General features: G+C 69.2%; 23 protein-coding genes and 1 tRNA gene. 8 read left to right on the forward strand and 16 right to left on the reverse strand.

The features are described 5' to 3' along the window. Nucleotides 1-89: 89 nt before the first annotated feature. The 7 genes from L0984_RS12335 to L0984_RS12365 form a co-directional block, all read right to left on the reverse strand. A complete protein-coding gene (locus L0984_RS12335) occupies nucleotides 90-1,328 on the reverse strand; it encodes an STY4528 family pathogenicity island replication protein (RefSeq protein WP_003116837.1) in 1,239 nt (412 codons plus the stop codon). Nucleotides 1,329-1,331: 3 nt separating this feature from the next. After that, nucleotides 1,332-1,892, reverse strand: coding sequence for a DUF2857 domain-containing protein (locus L0984_RS12340; protein ID WP_003090097.1), 561 nt, complete (start codon nucleotides 1,890-1,892; stop codon nucleotides 1,332-1,334). 14 nt (nucleotides 1,893-1,906) lie between these two features. Then, nucleotides 1,907-3,586 (reverse strand): ParB family protein, encoded by a 1,680-nt coding sequence (locus L0984_RS12345; protein ID WP_004350508.1) that lies wholly within the window; start codon nucleotides 3,584-3,586, stop codon nucleotides 1,907-1,909. Beyond that, nucleotides 3,579-3,848: a hypothetical protein gene (locus L0984_RS12350; protein WP_003050422.1), complete on the reverse strand. Its 270-nt coding sequence runs from the start codon at nucleotides 3,846-3,848 to the stop codon at nucleotides 3,579-3,581. Before L0984_RS12350 ends, L0984_RS12345 begins: the two co-directional genes overlap by 8 nt. Further along, entirely contained in the window at nucleotides 3,832-4,707 is an 876-nt protein-coding gene (locus L0984_RS12355; RefSeq protein ID WP_003098988.1) for a ParA family protein, read from the reverse strand. Before L0984_RS12355 ends, L0984_RS12350 begins: the two co-directional genes overlap by 17 nt. A 42-nt stretch (nucleotides 4,708-4,749) precedes the next feature. Further along, nucleotides 4,750-4,962 carry an AlpA family transcriptional regulator gene (locus tag L0984_RS12360; protein WP_003090093.1) on the reverse strand — a complete coding sequence of 71 codons (213 nt, stop codon included), beginning with the start codon at nucleotides 4,960-4,962 and terminating at the stop codon, nucleotides 4,750-4,752. Between the two features lie 118 nt (nucleotides 4,963-5,080). Beyond that, nucleotides 5,081-5,827: a hypothetical protein gene (locus L0984_RS12365; RefSeq protein WP_003098991.1), complete on the reverse strand. Its 747-nt coding sequence runs from the start codon at nucleotides 5,825-5,827 to the stop codon at nucleotides 5,081-5,083. Between the two features lie 450 nt (nucleotides 5,828-6,277). Here L0984_RS12365 and L0984_RS12370 point away from each other — a divergent pair, with 450 nt between their 5' ends. Together L0984_RS12370 and L0984_RS12375 are read left to right on the forward strand one after the other, a co-directional pair. Further along, complete coding sequence (locus L0984_RS12370; RefSeq protein ID WP_003098996.1) at nucleotides 6,278-6,778, forward strand: DUF305 domain-containing protein; 501 nt, start codon at nucleotides 6,278-6,280, stop codon at nucleotides 6,776-6,778. Between the two features lie 450 nt (nucleotides 6,779-7,228). After that, nucleotides 7,229-7,304, forward strand: a tRNA-Gly gene (locus L0984_RS12375). A gap of 190 nt (nucleotides 7,305-7,494) precedes the next feature. Here L0984_RS12375 and L0984_RS12380 read toward each other — a convergent pair. Then, on the reverse strand, nucleotides 7,495-10,047 hold the full coding sequence (locus tag L0984_RS12380) for an FtsX-like permease family protein (protein ID WP_234193877.1): 2,553 nt from the start codon (nucleotides 10,045-10,047) through the stop codon (nucleotides 7,495-7,497). A 71-nt stretch (nucleotides 10,048-10,118) separates the two neighbouring features. Between L0984_RS12380 and L0984_RS12385 the strand changes: the two genes are divergently transcribed. Beyond that, nucleotides 10,119-10,898, forward strand: coding sequence for a GNAT family N-acetyltransferase (locus tag L0984_RS12385; RefSeq protein ID WP_234193878.1), 780 nt, complete (start codon nucleotides 10,119-10,121; stop codon nucleotides 10,896-10,898). Between the two features lie 27 nt (nucleotides 10,899-10,925). On the opposite strand, the gene L0984_RS12390 is transcribed toward L0984_RS12385, so the two are convergent. The 4 genes from L0984_RS12390 to mutL all read right to left on the reverse strand — a co-directional run bounded on the left by L0984_RS12390 (nucleotide 10,926) and on the right by mutL (nucleotide 15,919). Beyond that, the gene (locus L0984_RS12390) at nucleotides 10,926-11,588 is read right to left on the reverse strand and encodes an ABC transporter ATP-binding protein (protein WP_234194391.1); all 663 of its coding nucleotides are present in this window, start codon (nucleotides 11,586-11,588) and stop codon (nucleotides 10,926-10,928) included. 62 nt (nucleotides 11,589-11,650) lie between these two features. Continuing rightward, nucleotides 11,651-12,640 (reverse strand): tRNA (adenosine(37)-N6)-dimethylallyltransferase MiaA, encoded by a 990-nt coding sequence (miaA, locus tag L0984_RS12395; protein WP_234193879.1) that lies wholly within the window; start codon nucleotides 12,638-12,640, stop codon nucleotides 11,651-11,653. Nucleotides 12,641-12,802: 162 nt separating this feature from the next. After that, on the reverse strand, nucleotides 12,803-13,762 hold the full coding sequence (locus tag L0984_RS12400; RefSeq protein WP_234193880.1) for an alpha/beta hydrolase: 960 nt from the start codon (nucleotides 13,760-13,762) through the stop codon (nucleotides 12,803-12,805). A 222-nt stretch (nucleotides 13,763-13,984) separates the two neighbouring features. Beyond that, nucleotides 13,985-15,919 (reverse strand): DNA mismatch repair endonuclease MutL, encoded by a 1,935-nt coding sequence (gene mutL, locus L0984_RS12405; protein ID WP_234193881.1) that lies wholly within the window; start codon nucleotides 15,917-15,919, stop codon nucleotides 13,985-13,987. A 49-nt stretch (nucleotides 15,920-15,968) separates the two neighbouring features. On the opposite strand from mutL, the gene L0984_RS12410 reads away from it, so the two are divergent. Next, a complete protein-coding gene (locus L0984_RS12410) occupies nucleotides 15,969-16,631 on the forward strand; it encodes a DedA family protein (RefSeq protein ID WP_234193882.1) in 663 nt (220 codons plus the stop codon). Nucleotides 16,632-16,698: 67 nt separating this feature from the next. Here the strand turns inward: L0984_RS12410 and L0984_RS12415 are convergent, their stop codons facing one another. The 3 genes from L0984_RS12415 to tsaE all read right to left on the reverse strand — a co-directional run bounded on the left by L0984_RS12415 (nucleotide 16,699) and on the right by tsaE (nucleotide 19,188). Beyond that, the gene (locus tag L0984_RS12415) at nucleotides 16,699-16,968 is read right to left on the reverse strand and encodes a glycine zipper domain-containing protein (RefSeq protein ID WP_234193883.1); all 270 of its coding nucleotides are present in this window, start codon (nucleotides 16,966-16,968) and stop codon (nucleotides 16,699-16,701) included. Between the two features lie 142 nt (nucleotides 16,969-17,110). Further along, complete coding sequence (locus L0984_RS12420) at nucleotides 17,111-18,604, reverse strand: N-acetylmuramoyl-L-alanine amidase (RefSeq protein WP_234193884.1); 1,494 nt, start codon at nucleotides 18,602-18,604, stop codon at nucleotides 17,111-17,113. Between the two features lie 56 nt (nucleotides 18,605-18,660). Further along, nucleotides 18,661-19,188, reverse strand: coding sequence for a tRNA (adenosine(37)-N6)-threonylcarbamoyltransferase complex ATPase subunit type 1 TsaE (tsaE, locus tag L0984_RS12425; RefSeq protein WP_255697351.1), 528 nt, complete (start codon nucleotides 19,186-19,188; stop codon nucleotides 18,661-18,663). Between the two features lie 12 nt (nucleotides 19,189-19,200). On the opposite strand from tsaE, the gene queG reads away from it, so the two are divergent. Beyond that, entirely contained in the window at nucleotides 19,201-20,253 is a 1,053-nt protein-coding gene (gene queG / locus L0984_RS12430; protein WP_234194393.1) for a tRNA epoxyqueuosine(34) reductase QueG, read from the forward strand. 9 nt (nucleotides 20,254-20,262) lie between these two features. Here the strand turns inward: queG and L0984_RS12435 are convergent, their stop codons facing one another. After that, the gene (locus L0984_RS12435; protein ID WP_234193885.1) at nucleotides 20,263-21,168 is read right to left on the reverse strand and encodes an AEC family transporter; all 906 of its coding nucleotides are present in this window, start codon (nucleotides 21,166-21,168) and stop codon (nucleotides 20,263-20,265) included. A gap of 126 nt (nucleotides 21,169-21,294) precedes the next feature. Between L0984_RS12435 and L0984_RS12440 the strand changes: the two genes are divergently transcribed. The 3 genes from L0984_RS12440 (at nucleotide 21,295) to L0984_RS12450 (ending at nucleotide 24,339) form a co-directional block, all read left to right on the forward strand. Then, nucleotides 21,295-22,272, forward strand: coding sequence for a tripartite tricarboxylate transporter substrate binding protein BugE (locus tag L0984_RS12440; RefSeq protein ID WP_234193886.1), 978 nt, complete (start codon nucleotides 21,295-21,297; stop codon nucleotides 22,270-22,272). 79 nt (nucleotides 22,273-22,351) lie between these two features. After that, on the forward strand, nucleotides 22,352-23,275 hold the full coding sequence (xerD, locus tag L0984_RS12445; protein ID WP_234193887.1) for a site-specific tyrosine recombinase XerD: 924 nt from the start codon (nucleotides 22,352-22,354) through the stop codon (nucleotides 23,273-23,275). 59 nt (nucleotides 23,276-23,334) lie between these two features. Next, on the forward strand, nucleotides 23,335-24,339 hold the full coding sequence (locus L0984_RS12450; RefSeq protein ID WP_234193888.1) for a Bug family tripartite tricarboxylate transporter substrate binding protein: 1,005 nt from the start codon (nucleotides 23,335-23,337) through the stop codon (nucleotides 24,337-24,339). Nucleotides 24,340-24,408 lie beyond the last annotated feature (69 nt).

Genomic DNA, 24,408 nt, shown 5'->3' on the forward strand with positions numbered 1-24,408 from the left:
CCCGGCGCTTCACCGCACAGCCGTCCCCAGGGGACCGTTTCTGCCGACCGCCATGGAGATCTACTTCACGGCTTTGACAAGCCCTGTGCTCAGGATTTGCGCAGCAGATCGCGCAGGCGCTCGATGTGCTGCCGGGCCACCTCGGGCGGCACGACGTTGCGCGGCGGCTCGGTTGGTGGCGCTCGCGCCGCCGATGGTGTTGGCGGTGCCGGGCCGGTCTGCTTGGCCCAGGCATTGAACTCGCCGCGCATGGCGCGCTGGATGATGCCGAACAGATAACCGGCGGGGTTGCGGATGCCATGCTTGCCGCACCGTGCGGCCCATTCGTCCAGCACGGCCTGCCGCAGGGCAGCGTCCACCTGCTGCAACGCCATCTTGGCTCCGGCCTGCTGTTCCGCCTTCAGTTCCGCGAAGCGCTTGGGCCATTGCAGGTCGCCCAGCGCACGCGCCTGCGCGGTAGTACGTACTTCATCAATACGACTACTACGTACTGTACGGTCCTGCTTCGAATTCCGAAGAGCGCCGTCTGGCGCGGGTTTCGGCCCTGCTTCGGATTCCGAAGATGGGCGATCGCCATTCCGAAGAAGGCTCGCGGGCCCTTCTTCGGAATCGTGGACCGCATCCTCCTGTGGATAACTTTCGGAGGCGGTGATGCCCTGGTCGGCCAGGCGCTCGGCGAGCACTTGCAGCCGCGACGGCAAGGTGCGTCCGGACAGCATCGGGTCGTCCGCGATCTCCTGGAGGGTGTTGAGTCCCACCACCTGGACGGCCTTGGCCGAATGCCCCAGCGACTGGCTGACCAGGGCCAGGTAGTCGGCGTCGAGTTGCATCGCCTCGAACGGCGTCAGCGGTTCGTCGTGCAGGACGTAGAGGTTGCCGAGGATGCGACCGGTCTTGGGGTCGCGCCGTCGTCGCACGAGGCTCAGCCAGCGCGTCAGGCGCAGCAGCGTCAGCGCCCGCGCCACGGTCTCATGGGAGGCCTGGCCTGCGCAGGGCATCGACGCCAGCCAGGGGCGCAACTGCTCATAGGTGGGAAATGCCGTGACGCCATCGTCGTTGAGCATCAATCGGAACACCTGCCAGGCGTTGCGCTCCAGCGGTGTCAGGCGGCGGTCGAGGAACAGCCGCCGCGGCACGCTCTCGTGCCGATTGCCACTGAACAGGAAGGCGTCGCCGGACGTAGGAGGCGTGGGCGTTGGAGCAGGCAGGGACGCGGGAGCGCCAGAGCTGGACTTGGGCGCGAGGTCCTTCAGCGCAGCGTCGAACAGGTCGGCGAGTGCGATGGGGCCAGGGCGCTGGGCTCGTGGGGCGGTGTCGTCCACGGCCATGGCCTAGCCCAATCCCTGATCGACCCAGTTCCTGATCGCGGCCCAGACCACCGAGAGCGGCAGCGACATGCCCTCGGCCAGGTCCATGGCCGCATCGAGAATCGAGGTCTCGTCCTCCAGATCGACGTTCCTGCTGCTGGTCACGGCTTTCCATTGCCGCCACAGTTCGGTGTCCTGGGTCTCGTCCAGGACGGGGTGGCGCCCCTTGCGCTTGGGCAGGCCGAGGATCTCCCGCCGCAGGGCGACTTCCTGATGGGTCAGGCCATAGAAGCGGCTGACCATCTCCGTGCTGGCCCCCAGCCGCAGCATGCGATCGACCGTGGCGATTTCCTTCTCCACGTCCTGTGCCTGGTTGAGCAGGCGCTGCAGCACTTCGCGGTTGACCGTGACCGAGCACCACGAGACGCTGGCGTTGGCCAGCACGCTGATCAGCGCGGGGTGCTTGAGCGCATCCAGCTCGGCCTCGCCGAAGCCCATGGCCTTGCAGCGGCGCAGTTGGCCGTTGCGAAGGTCATACAGCGCCTGGGCAATCACGGCCTGGTTGAGCGGATGCGATGTGGACATGCGGCCTCCCTCGCTCACGTCCCGGGCGCCGTGGTGCCGGCTTCCAGGTCCAGCAGACGCCGGGCGAGGCGCAGCAGCCGAAAGAGCTTGACCAACGCCGTGTCGCTCAAGCGCCTTGCGCCGCTGCCATGGCCTTGGCTCTGGCCGTGCAACAGGGTCGGCAGGTCGGCGGCGAGCTGCGCGCCGTCCAGGCCCGCTTCGGCGACGGGCTGACCCGTCAGGGAAGTGAGCAGCGTCAGCACCGCGCGGCCGAGCGGCGACGGGGCTTGGCCGCGGGCGCGGCACGCAAACCCGATGCCATCGGCGCGATCCTCGATGCACTCGTCCAGGCCTGCCTCCCCGGCGATCTCGCGCGCGAACTGCGCGATGTGGATGCGCAGCCGATCGGGCGTGTCCAGGCCGGCGTCGATGTACCAGACGTCGGAGATCGGATAGAGTCCGCCGGCTTGCACCGGGATGGACTGCAGCACGCTCGCCGAGAAGTCGGGCGGCAGCGCATCGCCCAACTGGTCGGCGACCATGCGCTGGATCGATTGGAGCCGTTCTGTCGTCGGTGCTGGCGAGACGATGTGCTCGCGAAGCAGATCGCCCGGTGCGGCCGGCTGGCTTCCCGTGGCCGCTTCGCCAACCGCCGTGTCGTCGTGGCGCAAGGTGGGCTCGGACGCCGGAGGGCTGGCGGGTGGAGGACCGGCCGCCGCTGCAGGCGTGGCGATGGACGATGCTGCGCCCGGCGGAGTCGGCGTGCCGGCGGTGGGCGAAGGCAACGCCGGCTGCGCCGCAGGTGGCGTCGGGTCACTGACCAGCGCCCGGTGGCGGCTTTCCGATTCGGTCAGGTCCAGCGCCAGCACGTCGTAGCCGATGCCCAGCAGCTCGGACATCTGGCCGATCAGCTCGTCTTGCACGCGCTGCGGCGCGAACTCGTCGCCCTGCGTGTCGAACTGCGCCAGCACCTCCTGAAAGAAACTGTCGAAGTCCAGCGGCAGCGAACGGTCCTTGGCGTAGTGCTCCCAGGTGCGTTTGCAGGCCGTGCGCATGACCGACAGCCGCTCGACCTGGTGGCGCCCCAGGCCGCCATAGAGCACAGTGGGAATGGCGGGCAGCAGGTAGCGCACCGCGTCGGCCATGCGGGTGATGTGCGACCGCTGGACGGGGAAGCCATCGGCCGCCAGGCGGCGGGCCAGTTCCGACTGGCTCAGGGCGGCGCCGCTCTCCTGCTCGTAGAACTCCCGTGCTTTCTCGACGCCGAGCGCGCGCTCGATGAACGTGAGGCCGCCGCGCAGTTCGTTCTCGGCAAGATGCCCGGTCAGCGCGACGATTTCACCGCGCTCCGGCCATGGTCGGAACAGGCACGATATGCGGAAGAAGCGTTCTTCCTTGGTCTCCGACCAGAGTTCGCGCAGGATCGCCAGTCGCGTGTTGCCGCCGTTGCGGATGATGTAGTGGTCCTCGCCGGGCCTGCGCGTGATGGCCGGCGCCGCGTCCAGGCCGCGCTCGCGGATGGATGCCTTGATTTCCTCGTAAGCCGGGTTGCGCTTCATGCGCGGGTCATGGTCGTAGGGCCGCAACTGGTCCAGCGTCACGACCATGGGCGTGTCCGCGATCGGGTCGCTCAAGGCCGTAGCCGCTGGGCCGCTGCGCTCGAAGCCGGCCGCGAGCAGCTTGCCTGCCATGTCCTGCGAGGTCATGTCAGCCATGGCCGCACCCCTCGCAGTCCCCACGACCGCCGGCCGGCGCCATGCGGGCCTCTCGCTCGGCGCGGCGGATCTGCGCACGGGCGTTCAATTCGGCCCGGTGGTCACTCGCTGTCGAACTCGTGTAGATCGCCGCGCAGCCGGCCTTGGTGAACTTGAGGTGCCCGCCCGGCGTGCGCTTGACGTGCCAGCCCTCACCGACCGCGAACTCGATCAGGGCGCGCAGCCGCTTGTGGCCGCGGGCCAGCTCATGTGCGTTCGCCATGGGGCCTCCCAGGATCAAGAGGTCGCTGCGGGCGGCCGGATACTTGAGCCAGTCGGTCCTGCCATTGCGGGAACAACTCGCTGGCGAGCGCGCGCATCGTGTCGAGCGCGGCAGGGGCGACTCTGCCGGGCGGCTGGCGGTGCTCGACCCGATGCACCGGCAGGCCGCGCGTTGCGGCACGTGGATACGCTTCTATGGCCGGCACGTCGGTGGCGAGCACGCGGATGCCGGCGCTGTCCTGGAACAGGTCGCGCAAGGCCTGCTGGATCAGCCGTGCGTTGGCGGACACCGGGTGGACGCGGTTGATGAGCAAGTGCAGCGGCGGCGGTTCGATGCCCAGGTGCCGGTACGGCGCAATGTCTTCGAGCAACTGCATGGTGCCGCGCCGCAGCTCGCGTGCCGCGAGGATCTCCGGCGTGACGGGCGACAGCGCGAGATCGGAGGCGAGCACCGCCATCTCCAGCAGCACGGAACGCGCGCCCTGGGTGTCGATCAGCACCAGGTCGTAGAGGGGAGCAAGTGCTGGCAGCAGATGCCGCAACCGCAGGCGGCCATCCGGCGCATGCAGCAACAACGTGTTCAGCTCGCCCCGGTGGTCGTCGGACAGCACCAGGTCCAGGCCCGCGATGATCGTGCGGGACACGAGCTGGCCAAGGTCGCGCTCGTTGAAGGCCAACAGCTCATAGATGCCGCCCGGCGCGCGCTGGGTCAGTTCGTAGTAGGAGGACAAGGTGGGCTGCACGTCGAGATCGAGCAGCAGCACGCGCAGGCCCGCGTCCGCGGCGAGCCCGCCCAGGTTGGCGGCCGTCGTGGTCTTGCCGACGCCGCCCTTCGTTGAAATGATGGACACGACCTGCATGGCGCTCTCCGGCTGGGAATGGGAAGTCCGCGGGAGAGCGGGTCAGGTCCGGTGGTTGAGGCGCTCGGCGATCCACTGGTCGATTTCGATCGAATCCCAGCCGACAGCGCGCACGCCCAGGCGCAGCGCCTGAGGGAACTGGCGCTTCTTCATCAGGTTGTAGATGTGGGCGCGTTTGAAGCCGGACTTCGCTTCGACTTCATCGAGCCGCAGGATGCGGCGCTCGTTCGGCGGGAGTACAGGGGTCTGCGACATGGCGGTCACTCCTGAACGCTCGGTGGCGTTTGTTGGCGTGACCTCTATTCAATAGACCTGGCTGCGGAAAGACATTGCAAATGCAATCTCCGCGATTGCACATACAAGCTGGATAACCTCATGCGCTTGCGCTACGAACGTACCTCTTAGCGTTGGCGAACTTTCCGTTTAAGGTGCGCTCAGTGATGCCCATGGTGCCGCCGTAGTGGGCGACCAATGCAGAGACAAGGGCCTCCTGCGTTTTGAAGCTGGAATAGGGCACGCCTGAAGGCGACTGGCTCAGCATCAGCGTCAACATCCCTCCAATGATGTTGAGATAGGTCGTTTCCGCCCGTTCGCTGATCTCGCATTGCTTGGATGCCAACAGCACCGAGGATTGCTTGAGTAGCGTGTCGTGCTGCTCCTGCAGTTCTCGCATCTCACGTCGGGCTTGTTCAAGCGCGGCCTGAAGGGCCAGCCGCTCCACGAGGATCGCCTGTCCTGTTTCCATGGTGATGAAAGGATGCGCCATGCGTTCGCCACGGCTGAACAGAAATCCTGGCCGGTGCTCGGGATAGTGGGTGCGCATCCAGCGTTTTAGATCGACATGGCGAACAGTCAGATCCAGAGAATTGAGCAGGTTCGGATCATTGAGCGTGATCCCGTTCTTGCCGTAGGGCAGCTCTCCGTTGAGGATGCCGTCATAGATACGTTCCGAGTGCAGCCGGCACTCATTCCATCGAGGGCAGTTCAGCGACCGAGGCAGGACACGCGGTGACGCGATCGTGGCCAGGATCATCGGGAGATACCGCAGCAACCCAGCCCATCGGATGGCCGCCTCGATGGGACGATAGAACACCTTTGATGTTGAAATGTCCTTGTGCATGTCTTCGTCTCCTTTCGGGTGCGCTACATCACCGGCTCCTTTCTTGCCCAAGGGCTGTTGTGTCGTTATGGCCTGCGACGGACGCTTGAGGCGATGCCCTAAGCGAAGGCGGAGGAGGCCATTGGCGTCCGCCGCAGGTGGCCTTGTCTTGCTTGATATGCAAGAATCGATCAGTTGCCGGCCCATCGAGCGATGAGGACGCAAGCTCGATATTGGCGCTCACGGTACCAGCGTCATAGGTGGCGCAAAGCCCATCAAGACCGATTTGGTATGGTCTGATATCCAGACGGTTCAAGACCAGCGAGTTGAAGCGTTCGACGCCCCTACGTCCAGTTGGGGACTGGAAATCAGCGGTTAGTGATGCATCGCTCCACATGCTGATATATCGACAAAGTATCTGCCGCAGTACCAGTGACCCTGCCAGGTTGCCCCAGCACATAGGAGACGGAGATGGCTGAACATTCCCATGAACATCAACATCACACATCCGGTCAGATGGGTAAGCACGGCCGACCATACGCCAAGTTCTGGGTGAACATGGTGTTGGGCCTCGTCGTCATGTACTTCGTAATGTTCAGCATGATCGACGGCGCCAGGGACTTCAGAAACAATCTCAACATGCTCTACATGGCGGTCACTATGTGGGCGCCAATGGGCATCTTCATGCTAGCGACAATGCCCGGCATGTTTCCAAACCGGCGGCTCAATCTCGTGCTGTACGGCTTGTTTGCCGTTCTCACACTCGGTTCTTTTGCCGCTACCCGTGCTCAAACCGGAATCGGCGATCGACAGTTCATCGCGTCTATGGTCCCGCACCATTCGGGAGCGATCCTCATGTGCCGCGAGGCGCAGCTCTCAGATCCGGAACTCGTCAACCTATGCCAAGCGATTTCCGATGGCCAGCGCGCGGAGATCGAGCAGATGAACCGGATTGCTGCACGCCTTCGTTGAGGCTGGCTGCCACTACACTGGCGCCGCGTTGCGCTCCGGCGAAGTTAGCCGCAGCGATGTAAAGATGAGTACTTGCGGTGTTCCGATGCCGGCGGTTGTGTCCTACAGCCGTCCAGGTGCCAGGTAGTCCACGCGACACCACCCCGCGCTGCCTGCGGAGCGAGCGCAAGTCATGATCGTCGCAAGTTGGAGTTCGATAGCGAACCCGCTCAGCAGCTGGACGCATCAGGCGTAACGACGGGTGGATGGATCATCCTTGGACGCTGGTGGAAGTGGTTGGATGAACTTTGTTGCCGAGGGCGAAAAACAAGGCTATAATTGAGTTCTTCGCTGATCACCACAGTGGAGAAAGTGATTGGGAAACAGAGACTTAGCGCTCTAGTGCATGACTCGTCTCCCGCTCCAGTTTTGGAGGAAGCCGCAAGGCCTCTTCCAGCGCCCGATCAAGACGCGGGAATAGCTCAGTTGGTAGAGCGCAACCTTGCCAAGGTTGAGGTCGACGGTTCGAGACCGTTTTCCCGCTCCAGTCTCAGGTCCAAGACCGCCTTGTCTGCCCCTCACGGGAGTTCAGCAAGGCGGTTTTGTTTTGTGCCTGCCCCTTTCCCATCCTTGGTGCCAGTGACGGCGTTTCGGCGTGCTGCCGGCGCCAGATCGTGGTGGCGTCGCGCCCCCGTGAGACGGCGCCGGACCCGCGCTTCATCCGGCGCTTCGGGCCGCTACCAGTCCTCCTTGACCGCCAGCACCATGTCCTGCGAGGCGGCGGCACGCGCGGAGAACCAGGCGGTGAGTGTTCCTGCCCCGATCACCGCCAGGCAGAGCGCGGCCAGCCGTCCAGGTGGCAGCAGCATGTCCATCGTCCAGTGGAAGCTCTGGGGATTGACCACCTTCACCAGCACGGCAGCCACGGCGATGCCCAGTCCCAGTCCTGCCAGCGCGCCAATGCTGGTCCAGGCGGCGCCTTCGCCCGCAACGAGGCGGCGAACCTGGCTTGGCGTGAAGCCGAGGTGCGCCAGCAGGCCGAATTCCTTGCGCCGCGCGAGCACCTGCGCGCTGAAGCTGGCCGCGATGCCGAACAGGCTGATGGCAATGGCCACGCCCTGCAGCCAGTAGGTCACCGCAAAGCTGCGGTCGAAGATCCGCAGCGACACCGCGCGCAGCTGCGCGGTCGATGCGATGTCCAGCGCGTCAGCCGCCCCGAGCCGGACGCGCGCGAGCCCGTCCAGCGCCTGACGGATGCGCGCTTCGTCCGCATCGGCGGCCTGCCAGAGCGACAGCTCGCTGGCCGCGCCATCGCCGGTCAGGGCCTGGTAGTCGTCCCGGTTGATCGCAATGGCGCCGAACTGTCGTGCGTAGTCCCGCCACACGCCGGCCACGAAGAAGCGGCCCGCCGGAAGTCCGAATGCCGCATCGAGCGATACCAGCGTACCGCCCACGCGCCCGCCATGCAGCGACAGCATGGGCTCGCTGACGTAAATGGGGATGCGGCCGGGCGGTGCCGGCAGCGTCGACCCCGTCAGCGGCAGGCTGTCGCCGGGCGCTTGCGGGTCGATGGGGCGGGCGAGCAGGCTCACGGCGGGTGCCGCCGGATCCAGTTGCAGCAGTCGGATGCGTTGCGGCGCGACCCGCACCACCCCGGGGATCGCCTGCGCGGCCGCCACGAAGTCGGCGTCAAACGGCGCCAGTTCGCCCGTTGCCGCGCCGGCCGCGCGGACATAGAGGTCGGCCGGCAGCACGACGTCCAGCCAGCGCGTGACCGATTCGCGGAAGCTCGCGACCATGACGGTGAGCGCCACCGACAGCGCCAGGCTGGCCACGACCCCGCTCAGGGCGATGGCGGCGGTGCCGCGCATGCGCCGGGCGCGCTCGATCGCCATCAGCGGCAGCAGTCGGCCCGCAAGGCGTGGCGCCAGCCACCCGTAAAGAGCCTGGATCAGCCACGGCAGGGCGGCGATGCCGCCGACCAGCAGCAAGGCCACCGAGGCATAGGCGGCCAGCGGCATGCCCAGGATCGGTGGGACCAAGGCGAGTGCGCCGCCGGCGCCCATCAGGGCGAGGGCCGGCCACAGGCGCCCGCCCCGGCCCGAGGCGTCACCCAGGCCCTTGAGCGTCTGCGCCTCGGGCAGCCGTTGCGCGGCGCGCGCCGGCCACCAGCCGCCGGCCAATGCGGCCAGCGTGCCCAGCACGCCGTAGGCGAGCGTGGCCGCCGGGTCGACGCGCAGGGGCGGTGTCACGTCGCGGAAGTAGCCCCCGCCCAGGTCGCCGCCGAGCAGCCGGAGGGCGGCCCAGGCCAGCGCCAGGCCGAGTGCCAGACCCGCGGCGCTGCCGACAGCCCCCAGGGCCAGCGACTCGGCCAGCACCAGGCGCAGCCGCTGTCGCGCGGTCAGCCCCAGCACGCCGAGCAGGGCGAACTGCTGCGCCCGCTTGGCCACCGACAAGGCCAGCACCGAAAAGACCAGGAAGGCGCCCGTGAACAGCGCCACGAGCGCCAACACCGTCAGGTTCACGCGGTAAGCCCTGGAGAGGTTGCCGATGCGCTGGGCCTCGTCGGCCGGCTCGGCAAGCCGCAGGGCGGGCGTCCAGGCGGGCAGGGCGCGGATGGCCTGGGCGAGCGCCTCGCGGTCGGTGCCGGGCGCCAGGCGCAGGTCGATGCGGCTCAGGCGCCCCTGCCGGCCCAGGAGGGCCTGTGCGGCACCGATGTCCATCACGGCCAGCGGCGGGCCGGCGGCCGCAACGGTGCCGGCAATGTCGAGCTGTCGGGCTGCGCCATCCGGCATGCGGAGTTCGAGCTGTTCGGCGCCGCTGCCGAGCGATTGCCGCGCCGCCGCGTTGACGAAGGCGCGTTCCGGCAGCAGCATGGCCAGCCGATCGTCACCCCGGCCCGGAAAGGGCATGGGCATCAGCGAAGGCGAAATGGCGGGCAGCACCAGCGCGTCCAAGCCAAGCAGGCGCAGGTTGGCCAGCCTGCCTTCGCGGGTGCGCAACAGCACCTGCGCCTCCAGCACCGGACTGAGCAGCGCCACCTGCCTCAGACCAGCCAACTGCCCGAAAAGGGCTTCGTCCAGGTCGCCCTGCACCGCACGCACCTCCAGATCCGGCTGGCCGTTGACGGTGCGCGTCGCCCGCTGGAATTCGTCCAGCGCCGAGTTGTTGATCAGATGCACCGAGAACGCCAGCGCCACGCCCAGCATGACGGCCAGCACGGCCGCCAGATGGCGCCACGGATGGTGGCGGACCTCCTGCCAGGAGAAGGTGTTGAGCAGCGAACACATCGGGCGATTGTGGGGGCCGTGCGGGTGTCAAAGACGGTGAAGCGTTTCACAATGGGGTCATGGTTGCTGGCGTGAACGTTGAATCGATCGAAAGGGCCACCCTGGCCGCGGTGCCCCCCGATGCTCTGGAGGAATTGCCGGGCTGGCTGCTGGCCCTGGACCGCGGCACGGTGGGCCGGGCGCGCAGCGCGGTGCCCCTGCACCACGGCGCGCAGGATCCGTCGGTCCTTCCCCGCATCGAAGCGGCCTACGAGGCCTATGGCCTGCCGGCCGTGCTGCGCCTGCCCATCGAGACCCCGGGCTTCGAGACGCTCACCGAAGCCTTGCGCCAGCGCGGCTACGTGCCGTCCAGGCCCACCCAGGTGATGTGTGCCGACCCGGCCATCGTGGCGGCCAACGGCCGGCCGGAGGCCGTCGAGCTATCCCCGACGCCGGGCGACGACTGGGCCCGCGTCTACCTGGGCGAGGGCTTCGATCCGGTCGATGGCCAGAGCCGGGTTCGTCTGCTGCGCCGGGCCCGGGATGCGGTCTACGTCAGCCTGCGCTTGGCGCAGGATCTCCCGGGTGGCGAGGCGGGCGATGTGGCGGCGGTCGGCAGCGGCTGCTTTGCCGAAGGCTGGATGGGCGTGCACGGCATGCGCACCCGGCCGCGCTTTCGCGGCCACGGCTTCGCGCGTCAGCTGATGGCGGCAATGGGTGCGGAGGCGGTGCAGCGTGGCGTGACCCGCACCTTCCTCCAGGTCGAGGCAGAGAACTACCTGGCGCGATCGCTCTATGCCCGGGTGGGCTTCTCGCCGGCCTGGCTCTACGTCTACTGGCAGCGGCCTGGCGCGGACGCGTTGCTCAAGTAGGTGCCAGCGCAGCCGCTTCGGCGGCGTTCAGCAGAAGCCGTCGGTGCGCAGGTGCAGCCGGCGGTCGGCCCGCGCGGCGGCAGCGTCTGAATGGGTGACCAGGACCAGGCTGGCCCCGTGGGCCCGCGATTCGGACAGCAGCAGGTCCATCACTCTCGCGGCCGTTGCCGGGTCCAGGTTGCCGGTGGGTTCGTCCGCCAGCAGCAGGCCGGGGCGATGGACCAGCGCCCGGGCAATGGCCACGCGTTGCAACTGGCCGCCCGACAGCGCCTGCGGCAGCCGCTGACCCAGGCCCTGGAGGCCGACCGCCTCGAGCATCTGCGCGACGCGCTGCGCCATCTCCTGCTTGCGGCCGAGCAGCATCAGGGGCAGCCCCACGTTCTGGGCGACATCGAGGTGGGGCAGCACATGGAAGGCCTGGAAGACGAAGCCGACATGCGCGCGCCGCCACAGCGCGCGCTGCTCGGCGTCCACGGTGCCGAGGTCCCGCGGGCCATGCAGCACGCGCCCCTCGTCCCAGTGGTCGAGGCCGGCCATGCAGTTCAGCAGCGTCGACTTGCCGACGCCCGACTCGCCCACGATGGCCACGAACTCGCCCGGCGCGACCGTCAGGTCCAGGTGGCGGAACACCGGTCGTGCGTCCGCGCCCTTGCCATAGAACTTGCCGAGTCCCTCGATGCGCAGGGGCACGGCGCGCGAGGCCGTCTCCGTCGCGCGCCCGTCGGGCGCCGCTTCTGGATGGGGCCGGCGGTTCATGCCCCGTCCTTCGCAAGCGCCTGCCGGACCCGCGCCACGACCTGATCGGCCGCGGTCGTCGCGTCACAGGCGATCACCTCGCGACGGCGCATGCTGCGCAGCCAGGTGATCTGGCGTTTCGCCAACTGGCGGGTTGCGGCCACGCCCCGCTCGCGCAACTCGGCCAGTTCGGCGCGCGTGGGGGGACGGCCTTGGGTGGCATCGAGCATCTCCCACGCCTGCCGATAGCCGACGCAGCGGATCGAGGGCAACGCCGGGTCCAAGTCGCCGCGCTGCCGCAGGCGCCGGACCTCGTCGAGGAAGCCGCCGGCCAGCATGGCGTCGAAGCGCTGCGCGATGCGCGCGTGAAGCCAGGCCCTGTCCTCGGTCTCCAGCGAGAGGAGAAGGGCCTCGCCGCTCGCCAGCGGATCAGGGGCCGGATGCTCGCCCTCGCGGCGATGGAAGGCGGAGAGGGGCCGGCCGCTGCTCATCCAGACCTCCAGCGCCCGCTGGATGCGCTGGCTGTCGGCGGGCGCCAGGCGGGCGGCAGTGTCCGGGTCGACGTCTGCCAGACGGGCATGCATGGCCGGCCAGCCGTGCTCGGCGGCCTCGGCGTCGATGCGGCGGCGCAGTTCCGGGTCGGCGGCCGGCATCGCGTCCAGCCCGTCGAACAGCGCCTTGAAGTACAGCATCGTTCCTCCGACCAGCAAGGGGAGGGCGCCGCGCTGGCGGATCTGGCCGATCAGCCGCTGTGCGTCTGCCACGAAGGCGGCCGCGCTGTAGCGCTCGGCCGGGTCGAGGATGTCGATCAGGTGGTGCGGCACGGCCGCGCGCTCGTCTGGCGTGGGCTTGGCGGTGCCGATGTCCATGCCACGGTAGACCAGGGCCGAGTCGACGCTGACCACTTCCACCGGCGTCGGCAGCGCAGCCGCCACGGCCAGCGCGGCGGCAGTCTTGCCGCTGGCGGTCGGGCCTGCCAGGGCGATGTAGCGCAGGTGCGCGGTCATGTGCAGGGGCCGCTCGGCACGGGCGCCGGGCGCGGTGAACGTCTGGCGCGCGGGGCAAGGTCAGGCAAGGGGGGAGAGCAGGAAGCCGGGAAGCACGCAGGCATCCTGCCGAGGGTAGCAAATCGCCCGGCGCCCGCCGCAGCGAGGGCGCCCAGGCCGCGCTCAGGTGCCCAGCGGCTGGGGTGGCTTCACCGCCTGCGGCACGGCGGTGCCACCCGCCGGGCGGCTGAGGCCTGCCGCCGGCTCGCCTGTGGCGAGAGCGGGGGTGCCCAGGCCGCGTTCCTTCATCTGGAACAACTGGGCCAGCGCGGCGCGGTACTGCGCCTCGCCGACGGAGTTGGTGCTGTGGTGGGAGCCACCTTCCACCAGCACGAACATCTTCTGGCCCGTGGCCGCCTCGTAGAGCTTGCGGCCCAGGGTGGGATTGATCAGGGTGTCGTTCGAGCCGTGCACCACCAGCAACGGCGAGCCGATGGACTTGACCTTCGCGAGGGACTCGAAGCGCTGGGTGATGAAGGGCTTGAAGGGCAGCCAGCCCCATTTGAAGCTGCTCACCACATCCGAGATCGAGGTGAAGGTGCCTTCGACGATGGTGCCGGACTCGTCCCGCACATCGGCGGCCAGGTCGATGCCGATGGCGCCCCCCAGCGAATGGCCGAAGATGTAGCGGCGCTGCTTGGGGTACTTGGCGGCCAGCCATTTCCAGGCGGCGCGCGCGTCTTCGCGGGCGGATTCCTCGGAGGGCAGCGTCTTGGTGCTCTTGCCGAAGCCACGGTAGTCGATGGCCAGCACCGAGAAGCCGAGCTCGTGCATGCGGCGGATGCGCGGCGCCGAGCCGGAAACGTTGTAGCGCGCGCCGTGCAGGTACAGCATCACGGGCGTGTCGCGCGACATCGGCGCATCGCCCAGCCACAAGCCATGGAGCCGCACGTCATCGCCATCGGGCGTGCGGTAGTCGATCCACACGTCGTCCATGCCCACCGTCATCTCCGCGGTGTTGCCCCAGCTCAGGTCGCTGGGCTGGAAGATCCATTCGCGTTGTTGGGCGTCGAGCGTGGAGCATCCTGCACCGACCAGGACGGTGAAAGACAGGGCCGACGCGATGAGGGACCAACGTTTCATTGGGCAAACAGAGACCGGATGGCGGGTCGAAGTTCACAGGGATTTGCAACTGCGGCCCCTGAGCACCGTGTGGGTGACGGCCCGTTACAGGCCTTGCACACCCTTGCCCACATGCAACGGGCGTGCCCGCCTTTCCGACGACCGTGTAAACCCCAGTGCCACCGCCACGTAGGACGTTGCCTACGCGAGCTCCCCGTTGCGGCGCGTTCCCGCCCTGCCGTCTCAGCGCCCGCGCAGGAACAGTCCGTCCAGATCGCGCACGCTCAGCTGCCGCCATGTGGGGCGCCCGTGGTTGCACTGGTCGGAGCGCTCGGTGGCTTCCATCTGGCGCAGCAGTCCGTTCATTTCGTCCAGCGTGAGACGCCGGTTGGCCCGGACGGCGCCGTGGCAGGCCATGGTGGCGAGCAGTTCATGCTGGGCGCGTTGGATGACGGTGGTGGCTTCGTGCTGGGCCAGCTCGGCCAGCACGCTGCGGGCCAGCGCCACCGGATCGCCGTCGGCCAGGGGCGCCGGCACAGCGCGCACCGCGAGGGTGCGGGGCGAGAAGGGCGAGACCTCCAGTCCCAGGGCGCCGAGCACCTCCGAGCAGGTCTCGACCGTGGCCACCTCTTCCGGCGTGGCCGCGAAGGTGGCGGGAATCAGCAGCGGCTGGCTGGCGATCGCATGGCCGTCGAGCTGGGTCTTCAGGCGCTCGTAGACGATCCGCTCGTGTGCGGCGTGCATGTCGACGATGACCAGGCCCTGGGTGTTCTCGGCCAGGATGTAGATGCCCTGCAGTTGTGCGAGCGCACGGCCCAGCGGCCAGTCGCTGGCAGCCGTGGCAGCGACCTCCGGCGGGGTGGAGGAGGGCCGCAGGGCGCCAGCCGCCGCGCCGCCGGCCGCCCAGGGGGGCTGGAGTGGGGCGTCGCCCAGGCCGGCCGTGAGGGCAGGGGATGCCTCGTCCCCCGGCCCCGGGTCTGCCGCTGCCGACGGTGCCGCAGGCGCGGTGGGCCACATGGCCGCCCAATCGCCGGCGCCCCGCTCGGCCGCGAACGGAATGCCGGTCTGCCGCCATGCCGGCGCCGCAGCGGGCGCGTCGTAGCCTCGCAGCAGCGGGGCGGGCCGGCCGGTGCCGCTGTCGTCCGTGCTCGCCGCGCCGGCGGCGCGCGGGGCCGCCAGGGCGTTCTCGATGGCGTGGCGCACGGCGCTGTGCACTTCGCGGCCATCGCGAAAGCGCACCTCGATCTTGGTGGGGTGCACGTTGACGTCCACGCGCGTCGGATCGATCTGCAGGTGCAGCACGAACACCGGCTGGCGCTGGCCATGCAGCACGTCCTCGTAGGCGGCACGCACCGCGTGCAGCAGCACCTTGTCGCGCACGAAGCGGCCGTTGACGTAGAAGAACTGCTGGTCGCCCCGGCTGCGGGCCGCATCCGGCACGCCGGCATGGCCACGAACGTGCAGGGCGCCCTCGCCATGGTCGACCTGCACGCTCTGGCCGATGAAATCCTCGCCGAAGACGTCCGACAGGCGCTGGGCGGGCGTGTCGGCGATGCGCCACTGCTCGACCAGCCGGCCTTCGTGCCAGATCGCGAAGCCCACGGCCGGACGCGCCAGCGCATGGCGGCGCACCGCCTCGATGCAGTGCGCCAGTTCGGTGGCATCGGTCTTGAGGAACTTGCGGCGCGCCGGCGTGGCGAAGAACAGCTCGCGCACTTCCACCGTCGTACCCTGGCTGCGGGCCGCTGGACGCAGCTCGCCCGTGCGGGCATCCAGTTGCCAGGCGCTGTCCGCCCCACCGTGGCGCGACAGCAGGCTCAGCTCGGCGATGGAGGCGATCGAAGCCAGCGCTTCGCCGCGAAAGCCCATGGTGCCGACCGATTCGAGTTCGGCCAGGCTGGCGATCTTGCTGGTCGCATGGCGGCGCAGCGCCAGCGGCAACTCGTCGCGCGGGATGCCGCCGCCATCGTCCTCGACGGCGATCAGCCGGACACCGCCGGCGGCCAGGCGCACCGTGATCTGGCTCGCCCCGGCGTCCAAGGCGTTGTCCACCAGTTCGCGCACGACCGAGGCGGGCCGCTCCACCACCTCGCCGGCGGCAATCTGGCTGATGAGTTCGTCCGGCAGGTCCCGGATGGGCCGTCGGCTGGCGGAGGAGGAGGAAAGGAGGGCGCTCACGGCGGGATTTTAAGAATCCGTCAACGGGCGGCCCGGATAATGCCGCGCCATGGACATCGTCGCCTTCCTGATTGACTTCATCCTCCACGTGGACAAGCACCTGGAGGCCTTCGTCGCCGCCTATGGCACCTGGGTCTATGTGCTGCTCTTCCTCATCGTCTTCGTGGAGACGGGCGTGGTGGTCATGCCCTTCCTGCCGGGCGATTCGCTGCTGTTCATCGTCGGTGCGCTCTGCGGCGCGGGGCTGATGAACCTCGGGATCGCCATCCCGGTGCTCCTGGCCGCGGCCGTCCTGGGCGACCAGTGCAATTTCGCCATCGGCCGCCACATCGGGCCCCGTGTCTTCCAGTGGGAGAACACGCGCTTCTTCAACCGGAAGGCCTTCGATCAGGCGCATGCCTTCTACGAGCGCTATGGCGGCATCACCATCGTGCTGGCGCGCTTCATGCCCTTCATCCGGACCTTCGCGCCATTCGTGGCGGGCGTCGCCGCCATGAGCCGCTCCAAGTTCACGGCCTTCAACGTCGGCGGGGCCGTGCTGTGGGTGGTGGGCATCTGCGCGGCGGGCTACTTCTTCGGCAACCTGACCTTCGTCCGCGAGCATCTGGACAAGATCATCTGGGCGCTGATCCTGGTGCCGGGCCTCATCGCCATCTTCGGCGCCTGGCGCGGCTCGAGGGCCTCGAACGCGCCGGCCGCAACGGCGCGCTGAGGCCGCTCAGCGCAAAAACGCTCGGGGCCGCGTTTGCGGCCCCGGGCGTTGATGGCTGGCGTTCCGCTCAATAGCGGCGGCTGCCGTCCGGGTAGTAGTACTGGTTGTTGTAGTTCTGCTGGTCGCGCTGGCGGCCAATTTCGTTACCGACCAGGCCGCCGATGGCGGCACCGCCCACGGTCGCTGCCGTGTTGCCGCCAATTGCATTGCCCACGACAGCACCGCCCAGTGCGCCGACGCCGGCACCCATCTGCTGGTTGGGGCCGGCGGCGCAGCCGGCCATGAGGGCCGCCGCGCCAATGGCGGCGGCAGAAATCCAAGTGCGAGTCTTCAACATGGTGTCCACCTTTCTGGAATGTGATGGACACATGGTGGGCTCGTCGGTCTCTTCGCGCCTGTAGGAGCGGTCCGCCGGCCGCTGTGCGTCGCGGCGGTCCCGCCCTGAGAGACGCCGCGCGCGCGGCGCGAAGGCCGCGGCATTACAGCGCGCGGCTGCGCGCCAGCGGCGGGTTCTGGCCGAAATAGCGGTGGATGCCCTTCAACAGCGCGTCCGCCATCTCCTCCTGATAGGCCACGCTGCGCAACTTGGCTTCTTCTTCCGGATTGCTGATGAAGGCCGTCTCCACCAGCACGCTCGGGATGTCGGGCGCCTTGAGCACGGCGAAGCCGGCCTGCTCGACGTCGCCCTTGTGCAGCCGGGCGCCGATGCGGCGGAATTCGCCCAGCATGGCGCCGCCGAGCTTCAGGCTGTCCTTGATCTGCGCGGTGGTGCTCATGTCGAACAGCGCGCGCTGCACCTGAATCTCGTGCTCGCCGATGCTGATGCCGCCGACCTGGTCGGACTGGTTCTCCTTGTTGGCCATCCAGCGTGCGGCACTGCTGGAGGCACCGTTCTGGCTGAGCGCGAACACGCTGGCGCCGCGCGCCGCCGGCGTGGTGAAGGCGTCGGCATGGATGCTGATGAACAGGTCGGCCTGCACGCGCCGCGCTTTTTGCACCCGAACGTTCAGCGGTACGAAGAAGTCGTCGTCGCGGGTCATGAAGGCGCGCATCGGGTTGCCGCCCAGGGTGCTGCCATTGATGCGGTCACGCAGGCGCCGGGCCACCTGCAGCACGATGTCCTTCTCGCGCGTGCCGTTGGGGCCGATGGCGCCAGGGTCTTCGCCGCCGTGCCCGGGGTCGAGCGCCACGATGATGATGCGGTCGGTGCGGGTGGCGGTGGCCACGTTGGGCTCGGGCCGCTGTGGCCGCGCAGGCGCCGGGCGCGGCGCCTCGGCCAGGACCGGGGGCGCCGCCGGCGCCACGGGCGTGGGCGGCGCAGGCGGCGGCGGACGGACGGCCTTCTGCGCGATCAGGTCCCCCAACGGATCGGTGGCCGGGACGGGCCGTGCCGGGACGGGGGGCGGCGCCTGGACCACCGGCGGCGCCACCGCCACGGCAGGGGGCGCAGGCGGCAGCGGGGCGGCAGGCGATGCGCCGGTGCGGGTGTCGCGCAGGCGCTCGGCGATCAGCGATTCGAGCGGGTCGAGCGCTTCCTGGGGGTACAGGTCGAGCACCAGCCGGTGCTTGTAGGCCGCCACGGGCGCCAGCGAGAACACCTGCGGCCGCACGGTCTGCTTGAGGTCGAACACGATGCGCACCATGGTGGGCGTGTTCTGGCCCACCCGCAGCCCGGCGATGTAGGGATCGTCGGCCTTGACCTTGCCGACCAGGTCGCGCAGGGCCGGGTTGAGCGTGATGCCCTCGATGTCCACCGCCAGGCGGGGCGGGTCGCCCACCACGAGCTGCTGCGACTGCAGCCGCGCATCGGACTCGATGGTGATGCGCGTGTAGTCGGCGGCCGGCCACACACGCACGGCCACGATGGAGGCGCCGTGCGCGATCTCGGCCGCGCCCATCAGCAGCACCAGGCTGCCGGCCTGCTGCAGCCAGCGCCGGCGCTCGGGCTGCACGGGGAGCAGGGCGTGGGTCATGGGCGCAGCCTCGGCGGCAGCGCCGGCGGGAGGGTGGGATGGCGTGCGGCGACGGCTCATGGCGCAACAGCCGCCAGCAGGGCCTGGCCGTTGGGGGTGAAGGCGCGCAACTGCACGCGGCGCATGTCGTCGGCGTCTGGGGTCATGGCTTCGATGTGGATGGCGAGGTCCTCGGTGGGCAGGTAGCCGGCCGCCTGGCCGGGCCACTCGGCCAGCTTGAGTCCGGGGCCGGCAAAAAGGTCCCGGAACCCGGCGTCTTCCCATTCGCGTGGGTCGCTGAAGCGGTAGAAGTCGAAGTGGTAGACCGGCCGGCCGTCCTGCGTCGTGTGCGGCTCCACCACGGCATACGTGGGGCTCTTGATGCGGCCCTGGACGCCGAGCGCGCGCAGCAGGTGGCGCACGAAGGTGGTCTTGCCGGCACCCAGGTCGCCGTGCAGCGCGATGAAGGCGTGGCCCAGCTCGGGCCGGGCCTGCATGGCCTGCGCCAGCGACTGGGCGAAGCGGGCAGTGTCCTCCTCGCCCTGCCAGAGCAGCGTGCGGGAGGCGATTTCTACAATCGGACGGTGACTGCGGTCGATGCTCAACTCGTGGCTCGGATTCGTGCGTGGGCCGGGGAGCTCGGATTCTCCCAAATCGGCATCGCGGGCATCGACCTGTCCGACGCAGAGCCCGGCCTGGCGGAATGGCTGGCCCAGGGCTTCCATGGCGAGATGGGGTATATGGCGGCGCACGGCATGCGTCGCGCCCGGCCGGCCGAGCTGGTGCCGGGCACCCTGAGCGTGATCACCGCCCGCATGGACTACCTGCCGCGCGAGACGCCGGAAGACTGGCAGGCCGTCGAATGGGCACGGCTGGATCGGCCCGGCGAGGGCATCGTGTCGCTCTATGCCCGGGGGCGGGACTACCACAAGGTGCTGCGGGCCCGGCTGCAGAAGCTGGCCGACCGGCTGGCCGCCCAGATCGGGCCTTTCGGCCACCGCGTGTTCACCGATTCCGCGCCCGTGCTGGAGGCTGAGCTGGCCAGTCGCAGCGGCCAAGGCTGGCGCGGCAAGCACACGCTGGTGCTGAGCCGCGAGGCGGGCTCCATGTTCTTCCTGGGCGAGATCTACGTCGACCTCGCCCTGCCGTCGACCGAGCCGGTGGCGGCGCACTGCGGCCGCTGCACGGCATGCATCGACGCCTGCCCGACGGGCGCCATCCTCGGGCCGCAGCGGCTGGATGCGCGGCGCTGCATCTCCTATCTGACCATCGAGCACGCGGGAGTCATCCCGGAGGCGCTGCGCCCGGCGATGGCCAACCGCATCTATGGCTGCGACGACTGCCAGCTCGCCTGCCCCTGGAACAAGTTCGCGCAGCGCAGTGCGCTGCCGGACTTCGATCCGCGCGAGGGCCTGACGGGCGGCACGCTGGCGCAGCTTTTCGCATGGACCGAGGACGAATTCCTGCGCCGCACCGAAGGCAGCCCCATCCGCCGCATCGGCCATGAGCGCTGGGTGCGCAACATCGCCGTCGCGCTGGGCAATGCATTGCGCCAGGGCGATGCATCGGCGGCCACTGCGCTGACGGCGCGGCGCGACACCGCCACGCCTCTGCTGCGCGAGCACATCGACTGGGCGCTGGCGCAGGCGCCCACCGCCGAGTCCGCCTGAGGCGGGCGCTCAGCGCGGCAGGCTGAGCGCGAAGGGCAGGCTGACGATCCCCAGCAGGGTCGAGAGCGTCACCAGCGCCGCGACGTACGCGCCGTTGTAGCCCATGCGCGCCGCCAGCACGTAGGCGCTTGATGCGGTGGGCACGGCCGAGAAGGCCATCAGCACCGCCGCCTGGGCCCCGTGCAGGCCCAGCAGGCGGCACAGGCACCAGGCCACCAGCGGCAGCACCAGGTGCCGGATCGACAGCACCGCGACGCCCAGCGCCTTGCCGCGGTTGAGGGCACCGAACTGCATGCCCGCGCCCGCCGCCAGCAGGCCCAGCGCCAGCGAGGCGGCGCCCAGCCGGCCCAGCGTCGGCTGCATCCATTCGGGCACCTGCAGGCCCAGCAGGTTGATCACCAGCCCGCTGGCCGTCGCGATGATGAGCGGATTGCGTGCCAGCTGCCGCAGGAAGCCGCTGTTGGCATGCCGCGCCATGGGCCACACCGCCGCCACGTTCATCAGCGGCACGCACACGCCGATCAGCACCGCGATCACCAGCAGCCCCTCGGCGCCGGCCAGGCGCTCGGCCACGGCCAGGCAGATGAAGGAGTTGAAGCGGAAGGCCACCTGGGCGCTGGCCGCGTGCTCGCGCCGGTCGATGTGCCGCCCCAGCCAGGGCAGGTAGGGCAGCGCATAGGCGAGCGCGATGCCGGCCAGCCCCACACCCAGCCCGGCGGCCAGCAGGTGCGTGGCGGAGCCGAAGTCGATGGGGCTCTTGACGATGGAATGGAAGAGCAGGACCGGGAAGAGAAAGTAGTACACCAGGCTCTCGACCTGGTCCCAGACCCGGCGGTCCAGCGCGGTGTAGCGGCACAGCAGCCAACCGCAGGCGATGAGGGAGAAGTCCGGAAACAGCAGCTGCGCGTAATTCACCCGGGGAGCATAAACGGGCCGCTTATAGGTATTCCCTCAAGGTCGTGCGTCAGGGCTGCCGCTAGGATGCCCCGCACGCGGGAAGCGAATCCGCCCATTTCAACAAACGAAGCTGGAGTCAATCTGATGCAACGCCGCCACTGGAACGCCATCGCCGCCGCTGCCCTGCTGGGTGCGCTGGCTGCCCCTGCCGCCTGGGCGCAGGGCTATCCCGACAAGCCGATCGAACTGCAGGTGCCCTTCGCTCCCGGCGGCACCACCGACATCGTGGGCCGCGTCATCGCCGATCCGCTCGGCAAGATCCTGGGCCAGCCGGTGGTGGTCACCAACAAGGCCGGCGGCGGCGGCGTGGTCGGCGCGTCCGAGACGGCCCGGGCCGCACCCGATGGCTACAAGCTGGGCGTGGCCACCGTGTCGAGCACGGCGGCCAATCCGGCGATCAACCCCAAGACGCCGTACGACCCGATCAACGACTTCACGCCCATCATCAACATCGCCGCCACGCCCAACGTGATTGCGGTGCATCCGAGCTTTCCGGCCAAGGACTACGCCAGCTTCGTCGCCGAGCTCAAGAAGAACCCGGGCAAGTATTCATACAGCTCGTCGGGCACCGGCGGCATCGGCCACCTGCTGATGGAGCTCTACAAGAGCATGACCGGCACCTTCGTCACGCACATCCCCTATCGCGGCGCCGGCCCGGCCCTGAACGACACCGTCGGCGGCCAGGTGCCGATGATCTTCGACAACCTGCCCTCGGCGCTGCCCTTCATCAAGGCCGGCAAGCTGGTGCCCATCGTGGTGGCGGCGCCCCAGCGCCTGAAGGACCTGCCCAACGTGCCCACCTTCAAGGAGGTGGGCCTGGAGCCGGTCAACCGCATGGCCTACTACGGCATCCTGGGCCCCAAGGGCCTGCCGAAGGACGTGGTGGACAAGATCAACGCCGGCACCCGCAAGGCGCTGGAAGACCCGGCCGTTCGCAAGCGCATCGAGGACACCGGCTCGATCATCGTGGCCAACACGCCCGAGCAGTTCGCCGCGCAGATCAAGGCCGAGTTCGCCGTCTACAAGGACGTGGTGAAGAAGCAGAATCTCAAGCTCGACTGAGCGTTCTGTCCACCGCTGCGCGCCGTTGCCCGGCGCTGCGTTTTCGGAGCCGCCCTCGGGCGGCTTCCTGTTTTTCCGCATGTCCATGACCCCTCCGGCCTCCACCGCCGCCACGCCATCGCCTGCCGACATCGACGACTTCATCGACGCGCTGTGGCTGGAGGAGGGCCTGTCGCGCAACACGCTGGCCGCCTACCGGCGCGACCTCTCGCTGCTGGCGCAATGGCTGGCGCCCCGCGGCGTGGCCCTGCCGGCGGCGCGCGAGAGCGATCTGCAGGCCTATATGGGCGAGCGCCTCGCGCAGCGCGGCAAGGCCACCTCGGCCAACCGCCGGCTGACGGTGTTCAAGCGCTACTTCCGCTGGGCGCTGCGCGAGCACCGCATCGTGGCCGACCCGACCCTGCGCCTGCTGCCCGCGCGCCAGCCCGCGCGCGTGCCCAAGACGCTCAGCGAGGCGCAGGTGGAGGCGCTGCTGGGGGTACCCGACGTCGCCACGCCGCTGGGCCTGCGGGACCGCGCAATGCTGGAGCTGATGTACGCCAGCGGCCTGCGCGTGAGCGAACTGGTGGGCCTGCGCCTGGTCGACCTCGGCTTGCAGGAAGGCGTCCTGCGGGTGATGGGCAAAGGCAGCAAGGAGCGCCTCGTGCCCTTCGGGCAGGAGGCCGAGCGCTGGATCGGCCGCTATCTGGCCGAGTCCCGGCCGGCCATCCTGGGCGGCCAGCAAAGTGGCGACCTGTTCGTCACCGCGCGCGGCGCTGGCATGACGCGGGCCATGTTCTGGGTGATCGTCAAGAAGCATGCTGAGGCGGCGGGCGTGCGTGTGCCGCTGTCGCCGCACACGCTGCGCCATGCCTTCGCCACGCACCTGCTGAACCATGGTGCCGATCTGCGCGCGGTGCAGTTGCTGCTCGGGCATGCCGATATCTCCACCACCACCATCTACACCCATGTGGCGCGGGAACGCTTGCGCCAGCTGCATGCGCGGCACCATCCGCGGGGCTGAGGCACGGCGGCCGACCGCCTGCGGCCGCGGACGCCGAGGGGCGCTGGCATGATCCGGCCATGATCTTTACGACCGATTCCTCCCTGCGCCGGCGCCTGTGCCGTGGCGCTGTTCTCGCGGCCTTTGGCGCGGCCCTCGCGGCCACGGGCCTGCCGGCCCTGGCCCAGGACCTGCCCAAGACCGTGCGCCTGATCGTGGCCTATCCGCCCGGCGGCGTGGCCGACGTGGTGGCCCGCACCCTGGCCGAGCGGCTGGCGGCGCAGACCGGCAGCACCTTCGTCGTCGACAACAAGGCGGGCGCCAGCGGCACCATCGCCATGGAGGCCATCGCCAAGGCCGCGCCGGACGGCGCCACGCTCGGCTTCTCGGCCATCAGCCCGCTGGTGCTCAGCCCGCACCTGGGCAAGCTGCCCTACGACCCGCTGCGCGACCTGCTGCCGGTGGCCAGCGTCATGTATTCGCCGGTGGTGTTGCTGGCCACCTCGGCCGAGGGCAGCGCGGACATGCGCGCCGTGCTGGCGAAGGCGAAGGCGCAGCCCGGCGCAGTGCGGTGGGCGACCTCGGGGCCGGCATCGCTGGGACACATCATGCTGGAACAACTGCGCGCGACGGCCAAGGTCGACATCACCCATGTGCCCTACAAGGGGGGTGGCCAGCAGATGACGGATGCGCTGTCCGGCCAGTTCGAGGTGCTGTCCACGAATGCGGGCCCGGCGGTGGCCATCCAGGTCAAGGCCGGCAAGCTGCGGCCCCTGGCTGTGGGCGCCCCGGCGCGGCTGGAGAGCCTGCCCAATGTGCCGACCCTGGCCGAGCTGGGCTTCAAGGACGCCAACCTCTCTTCGCAGTTCGGCGTCTTCGCCCCGGCCGGGTTGCCACAGCCCTTGCAGGCCCGTTTCAACACGGAGATCAACACCGCGCTGCAATCGCCGCAGATGCGTTCGCGCCTGACCACCACCGACAACGTGCCGACCGGCGGAAGCCCCGCGGCCTTCGCCAAGGAGATCGCGGCCGAATACGAGAACAACGGCCGGATCATCCGCGCCGCGGGCATCAAGGCCGATTGAGCAGGGCGCGAGGGGCGGGTTGGTGCGGGCGGTCCAGGGCGGGCGTGCGAATGCGAGGCCCGCGCTGCA

This window comes from Pseudacidovorax sp. NFM-22 (genome assembly GCF_021401245.1).
Classification (GTDB): domain Bacteria; phylum Pseudomonadota; class Gammaproteobacteria; order Burkholderiales; family Burkholderiaceae_C; genus Xenophilus.

What these genes read in the sequence shown, in the direction of transcription:
- L0984_RS12370 (WP_003098996.1), top strand. Translation starts at nt 6,278, where the DNA reads ATGGCTGAACATTCCCATGAACATCAACATCACACATCCGGTCAGATG.
- L0984_RS12335 (WP_003116837.1), bottom strand. Translation starts at nt 1,328, where the DNA reads ATGGCCGTGGACGACACCGCCCCACGAGCCCAGCGCCCTGGCCCCATC.
- L0984_RS12380 (WP_234193877.1), bottom strand. Translation starts at nt 10,047, where the DNA reads ATGTGTTCGCTGCTCAACACCTTCTCCTGGCAGGAGGTCCGCCACCAT.
- L0984_RS12400 (WP_234193880.1), bottom strand. Translation starts at nt 13,762, where the DNA reads ATGAAACGTTGGTCCCTCATCGCGTCGGCCCTGTCTTTCACCGTCCTG.
- L0984_RS12450 (WP_234193888.1), top strand. Translation starts at nt 23,335, where the DNA reads ATGATCTTTACGACCGATTCCTCCCTGCGCCGGCGCCTGTGCCGTGGC.
- L0984_RS12360 (WP_003090093.1), bottom strand. Translation starts at nt 4,962, where the DNA reads ATGTCGCAGACCCCTGTACTCCCGCCGAACGAGCGCCGCATCCTGCGG.
- L0984_RS12365 (WP_003098991.1), bottom strand. Translation starts at nt 5,827, where the DNA reads ATGCACAAGGACATTTCAACATCAAAGGTGTTCTATCGTCCCATCGAG.
- miaA (WP_234193879.1), bottom strand. Translation starts at nt 12,640, where the DNA reads ATGACCGCGCACCTGCGCTACATCGCCCTGGCAGGCCCGACCGCCAGC.
- xerD (WP_234193887.1), top strand. Translation starts at nt 22,352, where the DNA reads ATGTCCATGACCCCTCCGGCCTCCACCGCCGCCACGCCATCGCCTGCC.
- L0984_RS12340 (WP_003090097.1), bottom strand. Translation starts at nt 1,892, where the DNA reads ATGTCCACATCGCATCCGCTCAACCAGGCCGTGATTGCCCAGGCGCTG.
- L0984_RS12420 (WP_234193884.1), bottom strand. Translation starts at nt 18,604, where the DNA reads ATGACCCACGCCCTGCTCCCCGTGCAGCCCGAGCGCCGGCGCTGGCTG.
- L0984_RS12415 (WP_234193883.1), bottom strand. Translation starts at nt 16,968, where the DNA reads ATGTTGAAGACTCGCACTTGGATTTCTGCCGCCGCCATTGGCGCGGCG.
- L0984_RS12440 (WP_234193886.1), top strand. Translation starts at nt 21,295, where the DNA reads ATGCAACGCCGCCACTGGAACGCCATCGCCGCCGCTGCCCTGCTGGGT.
- L0984_RS12345 (WP_004350508.1), bottom strand. Translation starts at nt 3,586, where the DNA reads ATGGCTGACATGACCTCGCAGGACATGGCAGGCAAGCTGCTCGCGGCC.
- L0984_RS12350 (WP_003050422.1), bottom strand. Translation starts at nt 3,848, where the DNA reads ATGGCGAACGCACATGAGCTGGCCCGCGGCCACAAGCGGCTGCGCGCC.
- L0984_RS12355 (WP_003098988.1), bottom strand. Translation starts at nt 4,707, where the DNA reads ATGCAGGTCGTGTCCATCATTTCAACGAAGGGCGGCGTCGGCAAGACC.
- L0984_RS12410 (WP_234193882.1), top strand. Translation starts at nt 15,969, where the DNA reads ATGGACATCGTCGCCTTCCTGATTGACTTCATCCTCCACGTGGACAAG.